This window comes from Clostridium sp. OM05-6BH, from assembly GCF_003481635.1.
In the GTDB taxonomy this organism is placed as follows: domain Bacteria; phylum Bacillota; class Clostridia; order Lachnospirales; family Lachnospiraceae; genus Butyribacter.
In genome coordinates this window covers 51,715-66,826 of record NZ_QULH01000003.1, presented here as the reverse complement: position 1 = coordinate 66,826, position 15,112 = coordinate 51,715, and the positions used below count along the sequence as shown (strand labels likewise).

The window sequence follows — 15,112 nt, the reverse complement described above, 5'->3', positions numbered from 1 at the left end:
AGAAGCTAATTTCGGCAGTATACATTTCTCCTTATGCGCCAAAATGGTTTGAGGACGTGGTGCGTGATGTAATGCAAAAATATGAATTGAATAAACCCCTATATTATTCAGAGATGTTAAAAACACCATTCTATTGATATTTCAATTAAAAGGTTTAGCAGGAAATCTTTCAAAGGTTTCCTGCTTTTCTTATGCCATTTTTCAGAAAGGAGCGACAAATGAGCGAAGTATTTTCTATCCTGCTGCATAACCGACAGCGTTATAAGCAAGGCAAAGAGGGCCTTTGGTTTTCTTTGCCGACCACAACCGAAAAGCTGCAAGCAGCCCTGCGGGAAATCGGGATCAGTGCCGACAATCCGCAGGACTTTTTCTTGTACGGCTACCGAAGCCCGCAGGAGCGTCCCGTTAAGCTGCCCTGCGATCTGGTGCTGTCCGCCGATGTGGAAGAGCTGAACTTCCTTGCCGCGAGGCTGGAAAAGCTGGACGCTGCCGAGCTTGCGGAGCTGAACGCCGCCCTGACAAGCCCGCAGAGCGATTTTCACAGTATCGGTCAGATTATCGACTACCCCGACAACGTGGACTACTTTGTGCATCTGCCGGATGTCACCGGCACGGGCCAGTTGGGTGACTACTACCTGAACCGTTCCGGCATGGTGGATATGCCGGAGGAATGGAAAGCGGGAATTTTCCTGCCCCGTTTCGGCCTGCATATTGCCAATACGGAGCATGGTGTTTTCACCGATTACGGCTATCTGGTGAAAAGCGGCGACGAGTGGCAGCGTGTCCATGAGGGCCAGCCGGTGCCGGAGGAATACCGTGTGATGGCCTATCCCGCGCCGGAAATTCTGCGGGACGAGGCCCCGGCCCGGACGGTGCAGCCAGAGGTAGCGCCCACCGCCGAAGCTGCGGCCCCGCCGCCCGTCGTCCCCATTATTCTCAACAGCCAGAACAGCGCCGACCGCATGAAAGAAATCACCGACCGGCTGGAAACCGGCATACAGGAGCTTTTCGAGAGTGAACGCTACACAGCCTATCTCACCTCTATGGCGAAGTTCCACAGTTACAGCTTCAACAATACGCTGCTGATCGCCATGCAGGGCGGCCAGCTTGTGGCTGGTTACAACAAGTGGCGGGACGATTTTCACCGCAATGTGAAGCGGGGCGAGAAAGGCATCAAAATTCTGGCTCCGGCTCCCTACAAGGTGAAAAAGGAAATGCCGAAGCTGGACGAACAGGGTCAGCCGGTCATGGACAAGGACGGCAACCACCTGACGCCGAAAGCCAAGACGGTCAAGGTGCAGACGGAATGTGTCAACCGTACCTTAGTGCAGTACAACCCGGAGATTGTCAAGGCCACCAAGGAAGCGGCCCTGCCTGCGCTGTTGCAGCAGGAGGCCAAGGACAACGAGATCGCGGCCCAAAAGGGCTTGAAGCCCTACACGCTGCTCAATGTGGAATTTAACGAGGGAGCTGACGAAAAGACCGGCGGTTATATTGGCTGGTACTATGTGACGCTGGCCGTGGACGGCAAAATCTGTACCCATCTGGAAACGGGATTGAACCATGATATTGCCAGCGGCAAGGTGAGCGACACCCCCACACGGGCCGACTACTACCCAGCAGGAGCCTTGAAAGAGGCCGATGTGGACTACGTTCTCAATAACGTGGGCTTTTCCTCTGCATCCACCCTCTATACGGTGCCGCTGCGGGACGATGTGCGGGAACGTGCCGAAAAGACACTGGCCGAGCGCAGCGCCGCCGCGCCGGAGCAGGGCGACATCTTTGCCATCTACCAGATCAAAGGCGGGCCGGAAACACGGGATTATCGCTTTGAGGCTTACGAGAGCTTGCAGGAAGCGGGGCTGGCCGTTGACCGGCAGAATTACGATCTGGTTTACACGGCCCCGCTGGACGGCAAAACCACGCTGGAGGACATTTACCGTACATTCAACCTTGACCGTCCCGCCGACTTCACCGGCCACAGCCTTTCCGTTTCCGACATTGTGGTGCTGACCCGCAGCGGCAAGGAGGAAGCCCACTACTGTGACAGCTTCGGCTTTACGCCGGTGCCGGAGTTCTTCTTGCAGCGGGAAAAGCAGCTTACACCACGGGAATTGCTGACCGGCGAGAGAATCCAGACCCCAAGGGGCAGCTTCCTTGTAACCGACATGAGCCGGGGGCAGTTGGAGGCCGCAGCCTATGGTTTCCATCACCAATCCGAGGACGGCAAGTATCTTATCATGGGCAACGGCACGGATGCCTTTGCCATTCCCGCCCAGCAGGAAAGCCCCATCAAGGCCGCTGAAATGACGACCGAGCAGAACTACAACATGATCGACGGCGTTCTGAACAATGCCCCGACCATGAGTGAGCTGGAAGCCAAGGTCAAAGCCGGGGAACAGATTTCCTTGTTTGACGTGGCCGAGGCAGCCAAGGCAGAGGCCCAAAAGCCCAAGCAGCCCCAGAGCCCGGCGCAGAAACAGAAAAAACCGTCCATCCGGGCGCAGCTCAAAGCCGCCAAGGAGGAACAGCAGAAGAAACCGCCGCAGCGGGAGAAAGCACAGGAATTGGAGGTGTGACACCATGAACAGGTTTGAGAATGTGGATGTTCTGGCCGCGCTGGAACAGCTCATGCGGCAGAACACCGCCTTTTATCGCAACGATTTTGAGATCGACAAGGAGATCATCGGGTGGGCCGCTGCCAGCGATAAGGCCGAGGACAAGACGCTTTTGTGGATGTCCCGCCCGTCCGGGACGTACTGTTTCCGGGAAAGTGATGTGTACCTGCAAGGCACCGCGCAACACAACACATGGAAGTTTTACGGGGAGCAGACCCGTGACCGGGTGCTGGCCTACGCCGTGGAGCTGACCGGCAAGGTGCGGGGTGTCATTCGCGGCAATCTCTATGAGCTGGACTATCCCCAGCACTTCCGGCACGTCGCAGCCGAGGCGGTACAGGCCGACAACATCATCCTGCACTATGAAAAGGGCGACCGGGAGCAGCCCGCCGGTCTTGTACTTCGACGGACGGCCCGATCCCAATCTGGGGGCGTTCCTGCGGTATGAGGCCAAGTCCAATGAGCCGGAACACCTGCGGGAGCTGTTGCGGCATGAACAGAAAGGCCGGGCGCAGCTTGCGCCCGGCGACTTTAAGGCCCACGTCACGGCGCTGCATGACAGCATGATTTTGACCGAGGCGCAGCGGATCGTGGCCGGACTGAAAGATCTGTCCGCCCCCAACAGCCCCAACAAGACGCATTTCATGGTGGAGCTGTCCCCATACTTTGTGCAGATTGCATCCAGCAAGGACACCGACCGGCTGTTTTCCATGCTGCCCTATAAATCCCTGTGCTTTACCGGCATGAAAGATCGGCACGGCCTGTATGCGGTGATCGGCAAGGACGAGAACCGGGACAAGGAAGTGCGGAGGCCCCGCGCTTCCATCCGCAGGCAGCTATCCGAAACCAAACAGGCCCAAGCCCCGAAAAAGGCCCCGGCCAGAACCAAGAAAAATGAATTGGAGGTATGACAATGCAGTTTACCGTGGAGGAAGAAAACCTGATCTGTATGTATCACAAGAGCGACCGGCGCAGGACGGCGGCCAACATCCGGGCCGCTCTGCCGGACATGGACGAGGACATGGCGGCGCTGGCCCGCCAGACCGCCGACAAGCTGGACGCCATGAACGACGCCGACTTTGAAGCGCGGCAGTTCCATTTCACGGACGAGTAATCCAAGCATAGCAAAGCGCCGGGCGCGGGGGCTGTATGCCTCTGCGTCCGGCGCTCTTTTTTATTCCTGTTCCATCGGGAAGTGTGGCAGTTCTTCCAGCAGCTTCAGAATAAGGTGCTGCTTCATATCCTCGTCAACGGCCAGCTCGTCGATCATGGGGGTGTAGTGTTCGATCACTTTATCTTTAGCCCACTTCTCACCGGCGACGGCGGCCCTGATGGTATCAGTGTCCAGTAACATTTCCTGTTCGGCCATCGTGTCAACTCCTGTCGTTTTTTGTCTTATTCCAGCATACCACAGAACCGGCAGGAAAACCAGCGCCGGAAAGATTTTCCTACGCATTTCAAAGTCCGTTCCGGCAGGTATTTGATAAATCATTCTGCCACCCCACCGACCACCGCCGAAAAGTCTTGATTTCCGTGGGCTTTTTGCCCCCTAAATGCGTAGACAGGAGGGGCTTTTACTGGCTTTTGGTTTCATATTTCCAGTGTACCCAGCAATAGAAATGTGTTCTTCTAGCATCTAATAATTCATATTTTACGCCTTGTATTCTCTCCTGAAAGGAAATATAATTAAATCTATTAGAGATAAAAAGTGTAGTGCAATGCTGACATAAGGCAGGTGAACATAGAACAACATGAAAATTTTGATTGTTGAGGATGATTTAGAGATCAGCAAATTGCTGGCTGATTTTTTACAGGGAAATGGATATGAGGTGCTTTGTCAGTATGATGGGCTTCATGTGTTAGACTACATACAAGAACATCAGATTGATCTTATTCTGCTTGATATAATGCTGCCTTATCGGAGTGGTGATACTATACTTGCGGATATTCGTAAATTCTCAACGGTTCCTGTCATAGTAATTTCAGCAAAGGAAACAACACAGAACAAGATTGATTTGTTGCGGCTTGGTGCGGATGATTACATTACAAAACCTTTCGATATGGAAGAAGTTCTCGCCAGAATTGAAAGCAACTTACGCCGGATTCAATTTCAAAACAGCACGCCGTCATCTTTGAAGTGCAATGATTTGGTTTTAGATTTAGACGGCAACAGAGCTATGCTACAAGGGGCGGAGTTACCTTTAACTGCGAAAGAATTTGCTATACTGGAATTGCTTATGAAATACCCGGACAAGATCTTCTCAAAGGCGAATTTGTTTCAAAGTGTTTGGAATACAGAGTATATCAGCGAGGACAACACCTTGAATGTCCATATTAGCAACTTGCGAAACAAGATGAAAGCCATTTGCCCGGATAAAGAGTTTATAGATACTGTGTGGGGCATTGGATACCGTTTGCATAAAGCCGAGGGGTAAGCTCTTGGCTTTATGCTTTTTTTATGGTTTCCAAATAGAAATTAAGAAATTCTTTATGATTTCCCCTTACACTAAAATGTAAAGGAGGATGACAACATGAGTTCTGTTATTTTGGAAGCACATGACTTAACAAAAGAATACCGGCACACAGTTGCCTTAGATCATATTGATTTGAAAATTGAAAAAGGAAAAATTTATGGCTTCATAGGCCAAAATGGAGCAGGAAAGACCACCTTTTTGAGATTGGTTACAGGATTAGCGTTTCCGACAAGCGGCACCTTATCGTTGTGGGGAAAAACCGTCGAAAAGGAATTGCAGGAACAGAGAAAGCGGATCGGTTGCATGATCGAAACACCTGCGCTTTTTCCGACAATGACCGCTTATCAAAATATGGAGATACAGCGTATCCAACGTGGTATCCCTGACAAAGCAGTTATCCAAAAAACTTTAGACATGGTAGGTCTGAAAGATACCGGGAAAAAAGCTGTCCGTAATTTTTCGCTGGGGATGCGACAGCGATTGGGTATTGCAATCGCACTATTAAATACACCAGAATTTCTTATTTTGGATGAACCGATCAATGGGCTTGATCCTGCTGGAATTGTGGAAATTCGTAATTTGCTAAAGTCCTTGAATAAGGAATACGGAATGACGATATTGGTATCCAGCCATATCTTAGAGGAACTGTATCAGACAGCATCAGAGTTTATTTTAATAGACAAAGGCAAAATTATCGAAGAAATATCAGATCGAGAACTAAATGATCGTTGCAAACGGCATATCTCAATAAAGGCAACTGATCCACAAAAAGCTCTGATCGTTTTGGAAGAAACGCTACACACAGATAGTTTTAAGCTGATGCCAGATGGCATGATTCGCCTATATGATTATCTCGATGATATGGAAAAAGTGGCTGCTGCTTTGTCAGATGCACATATTCTCGTTACAGGTCTTTCTGTGGCCGGTGATACATTAGAAGATTACTTTTTAAGCAAAATAGGAGGGACAGGAAATGTCAAATCTCCTAAAAGCTGAATTTTATAAGCTGTTCCATAGCTGGTATTTTTGGGGAATAGGGTTGTTTAATCTCCTTTTAAGTAGTGTGTTGTTACTGGATAGCGTTGGGGAAACATCCAACCTTTTCTTTGCTTCGATATACAATATGCCAATCCTATATTTCCTCACAATCATCTTTTCTGCCCTGTTTGTTGGAAATGATTTTGGCAGAAGAACATTACAATCATATATCAATGCCGGACATCGACGCGGAAAGATACTATTTGCGAAGCTGGTAGTTCATCAAATCGCCTGCATGGTTATCCTGTCTTTTCCACTGTTGTTACATAGCATAATTGGTACGTTTGTCACTAAAGGAGCATTGGCAAGCATCGGCATAGTTGTAATGGTGATTGCTTCGCAATTTGCAATGTGCCTATTACCTTTTTTCTTTGCCTTCATTTTCCGTGATATAGGAAAGAGTATGGCTGTGCCGATGGTACTCTTTTTCTTAATGGTCTTTTTGATGAATGGAGATCAAGCGCAGCTTATCTCACAAATATTGCCTATGGGCCAGCTTCGGCTTATGGCATTGCAACAATCCAACATATCCGGCGGGCAATTCATGTTTTCAGATTTTTTATGGGTACTGGCATTATGCTTAGGTACTTATCTGTGGTTCCGACGCTCGGATTTGAAATAACAAGGAGGTGTGGGAATGAACAACTTACTGAAAATGGAAAAATATCAATTATCACATAATATCTTTTATTGGTGCGGTTTAATAGGGATATTTTTGATTGGTTTTTTTACCGCAGATACTTATGTCCCGGAAGCTATGGGGCCTATGGGTGGGGCTGCTACATCCCTCGCAGATATTTTTAATGGAATGGTTTACGATTCAACCTTTCTCCTGATTATTATATCCAGTATTTTAGCTCTGATTTTAGGACAGGAATTTTCCAGTCGGACGATTGATCTTGAGGTCAATGCAGGACATTCGAGAAAAACCATTTTCTTTGCTAAAGTAATCTCATACTTAATTGCATTTAATATCATGGCTCTTGTTTATCCTGTGGCTGGTTGTATAAGAGAAAGCGTCCGCTTTGGTATTACCGAAGCAGGCAACCTTTGTTATCAGGTCAGTAAGGCGATTTTATATTCTCTGCTTTTGAACAGTGCGACTTTTCTTATTGCAATCTGGATTGTTTTTTGGTTAAGAAGCTCTGCAAGAGCAATAGCTGTTACCGCTTTAGTCACTTTTGTTCTTAGCCTTTATCTTGGGTATGGAATGATGTTCGATCTTCCTGTTGCATTTTTGGCAACCTATCAGATACGGGAAGCGGTTTTTTCTGTGACCTATTTTTTGCCATGGGCCATTTTAGTTGGCGTTGTTTGGATAGTTGCTTTGATAACCTTTTCATGGATTAGCTTTCGCAAATGTGAACTCAAATAACAAGGAGGGAGGTGTCTGGAATAAAGCTGTTGTTAATTTTAGTTATCGCAGTCTTGATAGTAGTGCTTTTCAAATATGTGCAAATCAAAAGACAAATCCGTAACCTATCGAAACAAATGACCGATCTTACAACTGGAAAATCGGAAAAGATGCTGGACATCTCTCTTGTTGATAAAGATATAGAACAACTGGCCGCAGTATTAAACCAGTATAATGAAAAGCAAAGACAGTCCATTGCAAGCACATTACGGCACGAAATGTATTTGAAAGAGTCCATTGCTAATATTTCACATGACTTGCGTACCCCTCTGACGGTAATACTTGGCCATTTACAATTATTAAAAAAGGAGAATTTATCAGCAGGTCAAACACAGCGTATAGAAACCATTTTTAATAAAGCAGAAAGAATGAAAGAGCTGATACAAACCTTTTACGATCTTTCTGTAATAGACGCAAAAGAAGTAACTCCTGTGCGTGAAGATTTCAACTTAACAAATTTGCTGATAAATCTTATCACAGAGAACGCCCCAGCATTGGAAGCAAAAGGCATATCTCCTGTAATTGGTCTGCCAGATCATTCCGTTTATCTCCATTCGGACTATGGTATGGTAGAACGTATTTTTCAAAATCTTATTATAAATGCTATTCGATATTCCTCTGGATCGATTAAAATTGATTTGAAGCAAGGCAAAGAAAAGAGTGCTATTTTTATCATTGAAAATCCCATTGATAGTAAGGTGGAAATAGACCCAAACCGACTATTTGAAAGATTTTATACCGGGGACAAATCAAGGCATAATAGCGGTACAGGAGTGGGGCTTGCTGTGGTAAAACTATTAACTGACAAGCTCGGCGGCAATGTGTTCGCTAAAATTGAAAATGATACACTAACCATTTCATTGGAAATCAAATAAACAGTATTGTTTCAACTGCCGGGCGACGGCAAAGAAAAAAAGCCGTCGTACAGCAGCCCTTTTGACACGCCCATAAAACCAGCGGCGGCTTTGAGAAATCAAGGCCGCCGCTTCTCTTTGCCCAGCGCAGGATCGGCGGCCCACGGAGGGAGCCGCCATGCTGATATACCCTATTTTTCCAAAGCATAACTTCTTAAAAAAAGCCTGTATCCAACAGGGGGCAGCTCCGGCCAATGGTATGAACTATACCATGTAAGGAAACTTCATATCAATTTAATTTTCGCCCGGTGGGGTCTACGACCTGCCGGGCGAATTTTGTCGTTTCCTGCGGTATTTCGGTGCGGGCCGGAGCTGCCGCAGCAACATAGACACAGGGGGCGACGCAATCGGCCCCGGCTTCTCACTCTCCCGCAGATCGGGGGTGAGAAGATGAAGTACACTCCTGATGGTTATGGAGAACGCTGCCGGTTTGACGCTTTCTGCAAAACCGTTCTCCGCAACGAGGCCAGAACCCACCTGCGGGATTTGGGCCGCCAGCGGAACCGGGAAATCGAGTTCAGCGCCTTATCGCAGCAAGAAATGGACAAGCTCTGCACAGTAGACGAATACCCAAGTGACAGCTTCCTATTCACAGCCTATGGCTATGCCTTACATATCCGGGACGAGCTGGTGGCCGACGCCTTTGCCAGCCTGCCGGAACAGGAGCAAGGCATTTTAATCCTGCATTGTGTGTTGGAGCTGGCAGACGGTGAGATCGGCGGTCTTGTGGGAATGTCCCGCAGCGCCGTCCAGCGGCACCGCACCAAGGCCCTGAACGAATTGCGGAAACGATTGGAGGACGAAAGGAGGAAACCGAAATGAAGCAGCCGACTTTCTGTGGGCGGGAGCTGTTGCCACTATCTGTGATCGAGGCGGCCCGTGCCGGTGATCCTCTGGCCGTGGAGCGCGTCTTGTGGTACTATGAGGGCTACATGGACAAGCTCTGTACCCGGACGCTCTACGATCTGGACGGTTCGCCCCGTGTGCGGGTGGACGAGTACATGAAGCGCCGATTACAAAGCAGACTGATCTGGGCCATCTTGAACAGCCCATAAGAAAGCGCCGGACGCGGCGGCCTGCTGGCCCTGCGCCCGGCGTTTTCCTATGGGGGATATTCTACGCATTTCAAATCCCGTTTCGGCGGGGATTGGAGCAATCCTATTGCCGCCCCGTCAATCGCTTGCCAGAAGCCCGCTGTGGCGGCCTATTCAGCGGCTTAACTGCGTAGCTTGCAGGTATCTTTTCCGCTGCCTTTCGGCCTCTTGCTTCCGGCGCATCCGAACCGCGCAATCCGGGCAATATTTCGCCCGGTTGGATTTCGGTGTAAATGCAGCCCCGCACACGGCGCACCGCTTCACGCTGTCCCGGCTCTGGATGATCTCGGCATACAGCGCCCCATCCAGCGGGAGAACAGCGGCACGAAACCACCGGCACAGCAATGAATAGGAAATGCTCTGGACGCACACACATTCCTCGCCGTCGTCCAGCAAGAGGCAGTTCCCGTCACAGTAGTTGCAGCACTCATGCGTCAGCTTCCGGGCCTTGCGATATTGAGGGTAATTCATTCTCGGTATGCTCATAGCTCTTGTGCCTGCTCCTTTCCTGGCATCACCCGCAAAATGCTGTCCACATTCTGCTTGATAATGCCGTATTCTTTCAGCTCTCGCTTGACTTCGCCGTACTGTTCGTACAGCCGCGCTTTCTGCTTGTCCAGCTCCCGGTACTCGGCTTTCAGGGCGGCCAGATCGGGCAGCCTTGTGATCCCGGCGTCCTTGATGGCCTTTGCCGCAGCCTCGTACAAAATGAGCTGGCTTTCATGTTCGCGCCAGAACGCGGCCTTGTCTTTGGCCTTGCGGTATTCCAGCACCACGGGCCGGAGCTGCTTGTAGGTGGTGAGGTTCTTTATCAGCACCGCCATGTTCCCAAGACGATGTTCCACATCTTTGAGGGACGCAGCCGCCTCGTCGTTGGCCGCGCTGATCTCCGCGACCTTGCTTTCCAGCTCGGCATATTGCTCTATGCCATGCTCGGTAAGGAAGTTGATTGTCTTTGCGGCCTGCTTCAAATTTTGGAGCTTCGCCCAACGTGCATAGCCCGCGCTCTGCTGGGCCTTGATGTTGTTCTCCAAGTCGATCCGCAGGGTGATACCCTTGCGCTGCCGGTTCGGGCCTCTGTCCACGGCCAGCCCCTTGATCCGGCGGGTGATGGCTTCCTCGGTATAGTTCTCACCCAGCGTCTTGCAGCGGGTGAAGCGTTCCTGTCCGTGGGCGCGGAACGAGATAAATTTGCCCTGCTTGATCTCATAGCCCTGCGCCGCCATGAGCCGGAGAAAATCGTCAAAGTCTTTGGCCTGCGGGATTACGGCGTCGATGGCAGCTTTCAGTTTGGCTTTCCAGCTCTTACCCTTGCGCCCGGCATCCCATTCCGCATAGCTCTTGCCTTTATCCCGGCTGGCCTGTACCACCGACAAACCGTGTTCCCGGCACAGCCGGTCACTGGTGCGCCGGATATAGGCGTAGCTCTGCCGATTAGAATTGTACTTGCGGTGGTTTACCATATCCACAGCACAGAAAATCAGGTGATTGTGGACGTGGCCCTTGTCGATGTGGGTTGTCAGCACATAGGAGTATTTGCCTTGCAGCACTTCGTCGGCAAGCTGCTTGCCGATCTCATGGGCCTGTTCCGGCGTGGCCTCGCCGGGGGCAAAGGATTGGATCAGGTGGTGGGCCAGATTGTTGCCTTTCTGGATCGCCTGCGCCAGCAGCATTTCAAATTCTATGTCCGCTGTTTCATAGGAGCAGCCAACGGAGGACACCAGCATTTTGTCCTCGGTCTTGTCCGGGTTCTCGATGTAGTCCAGCGCCTTTTTCAGCGTTGACTTGATAGGATGTATCTTTGTAACTGCCATATCTTCGCCAGCGCCCCTTTGATGTCCTCAATGTCCTGCGCGTACACAGTCCCGGTACTGTTGATACGCCGGGCAATCTGATTGACATTGACGCCAATCTTTTGCAGCTCGGCGGTCTGCGCCCGGATGTCGCTGGTGTCCATGTGGACGATATACCCGTCAATCAGCATTTTCCGGGCATAGGCGGAAAAGTTTTTCGTATGGAGCTGGGCCATTTTCTGCTGGATCAAGGCCCGTTCTTCCGGCGTCACAGGGACGCGCAGCACAAAGTTTCGTGTTCGGTTTGCCATTCATTCACCGTCCTTTCTGAACAGGGGTTTGGGGCTTTCCCCAACAAGCAACCGGCCACGGCCCGCAGGGACAGGGGCGGGCCGGTTTTCGGAAGTGTGGCTACACTTCCTATGCTTGCTACGTTACTGTTTCTCCGCTAACAAGACGTTCCCAAACGCCAAAACTACCCGCAAAATAGACCGCTGGACAGAAAAAAGTGCAAAAAAAGAGGGCGCTTGCGCGTCCCCATAAAAAAGAAAACAGAGGATGTTTTTATTCACCCTCCGTTTCTTCTTCTGGCTGTTTGATTTTCAAGGCCCCGTCAATGGCACCCTCCACGATTGGTAGATACTGCTCCGGGCAAAGTTTCAGCTTGTGGCTGACACGTTTCCGATCTTCGCTTTCCTCCCGCATGACTTCTGGATTGAAGTAGTGTTCCACGGGCAGGCCGCAAATCTTGATAAGCTGTATCACGACGGGCAGGCTGGGAATCGTCCCTTCATTCTCGATATTGGCAAGATACCGGGATTCGATGTTTACCTTTTCCGCCAAGTCTTTTCGTGTGAGATGCTTTGCTTTCCGCGCTGCCTTTATGTCTGCACCGAAGGTTTCAAAGCCAGGGCAGTCTTTGATATTCGCCATATTGCATCACCCACTTACATTCTATATTTCATAGGTTGCTCATGGAATGCTGCTATATGCGTATAGCTCAAACTTTATAATTCATATTTTTCGCCTTGTATTGTAAAGTGGGCTATCCTATAATAAGGAAGAAACCCTTTTTTGAAAAATCCGTCCGCTGTAACATTTCGCGGACATTTGCCTGTTATACTATCTGCAAAAAGCAAAGGAAGTGAGGATATGAAGCAGATTTTAATTGTCGAGGACGACAGTTTTTTGAATAAGATGGTGGCCTATAACCTGACCGCAGACGGCTATGGCGTGACTTCTGCCCTAAATGCCAGAACCGCAGCCGACGCCATCCGCCAGCGGGAATTTGATTTAGTGCTGCTGGACATCAACCTGCCGGACGGGAACGGCTTTGAGCTGTGCAAGCTAATAAAGCCTCAGCACCCGGACACCATCGTAATATTCCTGACCGCCAACGATCAGGAGAGCGACCAGATACGGGGTTATGAGGTGGGCGCGGTGGACTACATCACAAAGCCCTTTGTGATCAGAGCCTTGCAGCGAAAAATCAAAGCCATGTTCGCCATGCTGGAACACCACAAACCGGCTAAAGACATTTATGACGATGGACGGCTGTTTCTGGACTTTTCAGAGCAGACGGCTTCTTTAAACGGAAAACCTCTGACTCTATCCCCGATGGAGTACAAAATGCTGAACCTGTTTCGCAAAAATCCCCGGCAAGTGCTGACCCGTGGACAGCTTTTGGAAAAGCTGTGGGATATAGACGAGAAGTATGTGGACGAACACACCCTGACAACCTCCATCAGCCGGATTCGCAGCAAGATTGAATCCGACGGCGGCGCGCCCTACATCAAGACCGTTTACGGCATGGGCTATCAATGGACGGGAGGCGAGGCAAAATGAAGTTTCAAAACCTCTCGGTAAAGCGGCTGTTTGGCCGGGTGGCAATAGGACTTGTCCTCTCCATGTCTGGGATCACCATAGCCCTGTTTCTTGTGACAAAACAGACGGCGGCGCTGCTGACGGGCGGAGCGATGCTGCTGTGCGCCCTTGCAGGGATCTTTGTACTGACGCAGGCATTTGGAAAGCGGCTGTCGCAGTTTACCGTAGACCTGTGCCAAACCTTAGACCACATGATCACCGGAAACGAAGCGCCAGAACGCCCGGAGGACAGCGAAACCCAGCTTGCCAGAATCGGACACCGGCTGGCAAGGCTTTACCAGATCATGCAGGAGAACCGTCGCCGGGTGGACGAGGAACGACAGGAGTTACAGACCCTTGTATCGGATATTTCCCATCAGGTAAAAACGCCGGTAAGCAATCTGAAAATGGCGACGGACACCCTGCTGGAAAAGCCTATGACCGAGGCGGAGCGTACCGATTTCATCCGCGGAATCCGCACCCAGACAGATAAACTGGACTTTCTCTTTCAGGCTCTTGTGAAAACCTCACGGTTGGAAACGGGCGTAATCCAGTTGGATAAGAAACCGGCCTGCCTCTTTGATACCGTGGCGCAAGCCATGAGTGGGATCGTGTATGCAGCGGAAAAAAAGAAAATCGCTGTATCTGTGGACTGCCCGGAGAATTTGACCTTTTCCCATGACAGCAAGTGGACATCCGAAGCCCTCTTTAACTTGCTGGACAATGCAGTGAAGTACACCCCAGCAGGCGGGAAAATTGCTGTGTCGGTGGTACTGTGGGAAATGTATGTGGAGATCAAAGTAGCCGATACCGGCAAGGGCATTTCCGAAAGTAATCAGGCCGCTATCTTCCGGCGCTTTTATCGTGAGGAAGAAGTACACGATCAACAGGGCGTGGGCATTGGCCTGTATCTGGCCCGCGAGATCGTAACACGGCAGGGCGGCTACATCAAAGTAGTTTCTGAGCCGGGCAAGGGTTCAGAATTTTCCATTATGCTGCCGACAAAATAGAATGCGGCGGACGGTCATTCTCGGCTGCCCGCCGTAAGTCTTTTCGCAACAGTGTGCCGATAAAGCTGCCAGTGGCAGGTTTTCGGCGGAAATGTCCGAGCGGCGTAACAATTCGCCCCGATTTTCAATGAATTTTTTTGGCCGCTGTAACATTTCCTGGACATTTGGACTTTACAATACACTTATCAACAGGCAGAAGCCTTGAAAGGAGTTTTGAATATGAGTGTTTTACAGACGATTGACCTGAAAAAGTATTACGGCACAGAGCCGAATATTACCCGCGCCCTTGACGGTGTGAATTTCTCCGTGGAGGACGGCGAGTTTGTGGCCGTTGTGGGAACCTCTGGAAGCGGCAAGTCCACCCTGTTACACATGATGGGTGGGCTGGACACCCCCACAAGCGGAACAGTGATCGTTCGGGGTGAGGAACTGGCCAAAAAGAACGACGAGCAGCTTACTATCTTTCGACGCCGCAACATCGGTTTTATCTTCCAGAATTATAACCTTGTTCCCATTCTGAATGTGTATGAAAACATTGTCCTGCCGGTGGAACTGGACGGGGACACGGTGGATCAGAAGTTTTTGGATGAAATCGTTCACCTGCTGGGGCTGGAAGATAAGCTGAAAAATATGCCGAACAATCTTTCCGGCGGTCAACAACAGCGTGTGGCGATTGCCCGTGCCCTGATAACCAAACCGGCTATCGTGCTGGCCGACGAGCCGACTGGCAACCTTGACAGTAAGACCAGCGCCGAGGTACTGGGGCTTATCAAGCGCACCAGCGCAGAATTTCACCAGACCGTTGTAATGATTACTCACAACAGCGAGATTGCCCAGCTTGCCGACCGTATTGTACGGATTGAGGACGGCAAAATCGTGAGATAAGGAGGTGAC

At 50.3% G+C, this 15,112-nt stretch carries 17 protein-coding genes and 1 pseudogene; 13 read left to right on the top strand and 5 right to left on the bottom strand.

Annotated elements, in window-relative coordinates; all coding sequences use genetic code 11:
* The first annotated feature begins 218 nt into the window (after positions 1 to 218).
* From DXB73_RS14785 to DXB73_RS04350, 3 genes and pseudogenes are all read left to right on the top strand, one after another.
* On the top strand, positions 219 to 2,579 hold the full coding sequence (locus tag DXB73_RS14785; RefSeq protein WP_243103988.1) for a YodL domain-containing protein: 2,361 nt from the start codon (positions 219 to 221) through the stop codon (positions 2,577 to 2,579).
* A 4-nt stretch (positions 2,580 to 2,583) separates the two neighbouring features.
* Positions 2,584 to 3,529 (top strand): annotated as a pseudogene (locus tag DXB73_RS04355) (hypothetical protein).
* A gap of 2 nt (positions 3,530 to 3,531) precedes the next feature.
* The gene (locus tag DXB73_RS04350; RefSeq protein ID WP_087171110.1) at positions 3,532 to 3,732 is read left to right on the top strand and encodes a transposon-transfer assisting family protein; all 201 of its coding nucleotides are present in this window, start codon (positions 3,532 to 3,534) and stop codon (positions 3,730 to 3,732) included.
* Positions 3,733 to 3,792: 60 nt separating this feature from the next.
* Here the strand turns inward: DXB73_RS04350 and DXB73_RS15140 are convergent, their stop codons facing one another.
* Complete coding sequence (locus DXB73_RS15140; protein ID WP_347559518.1) at positions 3,793 to 4,110, bottom strand: helix-turn-helix domain-containing protein; 318 nt, start codon at positions 4,108 to 4,110, stop codon at positions 3,793 to 3,795.
* A gap of 259 nt (positions 4,111 to 4,369) precedes the next feature.
* Here DXB73_RS15140 and DXB73_RS04340 point away from each other — a divergent pair, with 259 nt between their 5' ends.
* The 7 genes from DXB73_RS04340 to DXB73_RS04310 all read left to right on the top strand — a co-directional run bounded on the left by DXB73_RS04340 (position 4,370) and on the right by DXB73_RS04310 (position 9,513).
* Positions 4,370 to 5,053 (top strand): response regulator transcription factor, encoded by a 684-nt coding sequence (locus DXB73_RS04340; protein WP_118690244.1) that lies wholly within the window; start codon positions 4,370 to 4,372, stop codon positions 5,051 to 5,053.
* A gap of 96 nt (positions 5,054 to 5,149) precedes the next feature.
* On the top strand, positions 5,150 to 6,088 hold the full coding sequence (locus DXB73_RS04335; protein WP_118690243.1) for an ATP-binding cassette domain-containing protein: 939 nt from the start codon (positions 5,150 to 5,152) through the stop codon (positions 6,086 to 6,088).
* Positions 6,066 to 6,752 (top strand): ABC transporter permease, encoded by a 687-nt coding sequence (locus DXB73_RS04330; protein ID WP_118690242.1) that lies wholly within the window; start codon positions 6,066 to 6,068, stop codon positions 6,750 to 6,752. Before DXB73_RS04335 ends, DXB73_RS04330 begins: the two co-directional genes overlap by 23 nt.
* Before the next feature lie 15 nt (positions 6,753 to 6,767).
* A complete protein-coding gene (locus DXB73_RS04325) occupies positions 6,768 to 7,505 on the top strand; it encodes an ABC transporter permease (RefSeq protein ID WP_055267780.1) in 738 nt (245 codons plus the stop codon).
* An 11-nt stretch (positions 7,506 to 7,516) separates the two neighbouring features.
* Positions 7,517 to 8,419: a HAMP domain-containing sensor histidine kinase gene (locus DXB73_RS04320; RefSeq protein ID WP_118690241.1), complete on the top strand. Its 903-nt coding sequence runs from the start codon at positions 7,517 to 7,519 to the stop codon at positions 8,417 to 8,419.
* Positions 8,420 to 8,848: 429 nt separating this feature from the next.
* On the top strand, positions 8,849 to 9,280 hold the full coding sequence (locus DXB73_RS04315; protein WP_118359653.1) for a sigma-70 family RNA polymerase sigma factor: 432 nt from the start codon (positions 8,849 to 8,851) through the stop codon (positions 9,278 to 9,280).
* Positions 9,277 to 9,513 (top strand): helix-turn-helix domain-containing protein, encoded by a 237-nt coding sequence (locus DXB73_RS04310; protein WP_118690240.1) that lies wholly within the window; start codon positions 9,277 to 9,279, stop codon positions 9,511 to 9,513. Before DXB73_RS04315 ends, DXB73_RS04310 begins: the two co-directional genes overlap by 4 nt.
* A 153-nt stretch (positions 9,514 to 9,666) precedes the next feature.
* On the opposite strand, the gene DXB73_RS04305 is transcribed toward DXB73_RS04310, so the two are convergent.
* The 4 genes from DXB73_RS04305 to DXB73_RS04290 all read right to left on the bottom strand — a co-directional run bounded on the left by DXB73_RS04305 (position 9,667) and on the right by DXB73_RS04290 (position 12,278).
* Positions 9,667 to 10,038, bottom strand: a complete 372-nt coding sequence (locus DXB73_RS04305; protein ID WP_087171117.1) for a cysteine-rich VLP domain-containing protein — start codon at positions 10,036 to 10,038, stop codon at positions 9,667 to 9,669.
* Positions 10,035 to 11,366 carry a relaxase/mobilization nuclease domain-containing protein gene (locus DXB73_RS04300; RefSeq protein WP_118690239.1) on the bottom strand — a complete coding sequence of 444 codons (1,332 nt, stop codon included), beginning with the start codon at positions 11,364 to 11,366 and terminating at the stop codon, positions 10,035 to 10,037. Before DXB73_RS04300 ends, DXB73_RS04305 begins: the two co-directional genes overlap by 4 nt.
* The gene (gene mobC / locus DXB73_RS04295) at positions 11,327 to 11,656 is read right to left on the bottom strand and encodes a plasmid mobilization relaxosome protein MobC (protein WP_118359661.1); all 330 of its coding nucleotides are present in this window, start codon (positions 11,654 to 11,656) and stop codon (positions 11,327 to 11,329) included. The genes DXB73_RS04300 and mobC overlap by 40 nt, the downstream gene beginning before the upstream one ends.
* 253 nt (positions 11,657 to 11,909) lie before the next feature.
* Positions 11,910 to 12,278: a helix-turn-helix transcriptional regulator gene (locus tag DXB73_RS04290; RefSeq protein WP_118690238.1), complete on the bottom strand. Its 369-nt coding sequence runs from the start codon at positions 12,276 to 12,278 to the stop codon at positions 11,910 to 11,912.
* A gap of 219 nt (positions 12,279 to 12,497) precedes the next feature.
* On the opposite strand from DXB73_RS04290, the gene DXB73_RS04285 reads away from it, so the two are divergent.
* From DXB73_RS04285 to DXB73_RS04275, 3 genes are all read left to right on the top strand, one after another.
* Positions 12,498 to 13,190 carry a response regulator transcription factor gene (locus DXB73_RS04285; RefSeq protein WP_118404199.1) on the top strand — a complete coding sequence of 231 codons (693 nt, stop codon included), beginning with the start codon at positions 12,498 to 12,500 and terminating at the stop codon, positions 13,188 to 13,190.
* A complete protein-coding gene (locus DXB73_RS04280) occupies positions 13,187 to 14,218 on the top strand; it encodes a HAMP domain-containing sensor histidine kinase (RefSeq protein WP_118359665.1) in 1,032 nt (343 codons plus the stop codon). Before DXB73_RS04285 ends, DXB73_RS04280 begins: the two co-directional genes overlap by 4 nt.
* A 219-nt stretch (positions 14,219 to 14,437) precedes the next feature.
* Positions 14,438 to 15,103, top strand: a complete 666-nt coding sequence (locus DXB73_RS04275) for an ABC transporter ATP-binding protein (protein WP_118359667.1) — start codon at positions 14,438 to 14,440, stop codon at positions 15,101 to 15,103.
* Positions 15,104 to 15,112 lie beyond the last annotated feature (9 nt).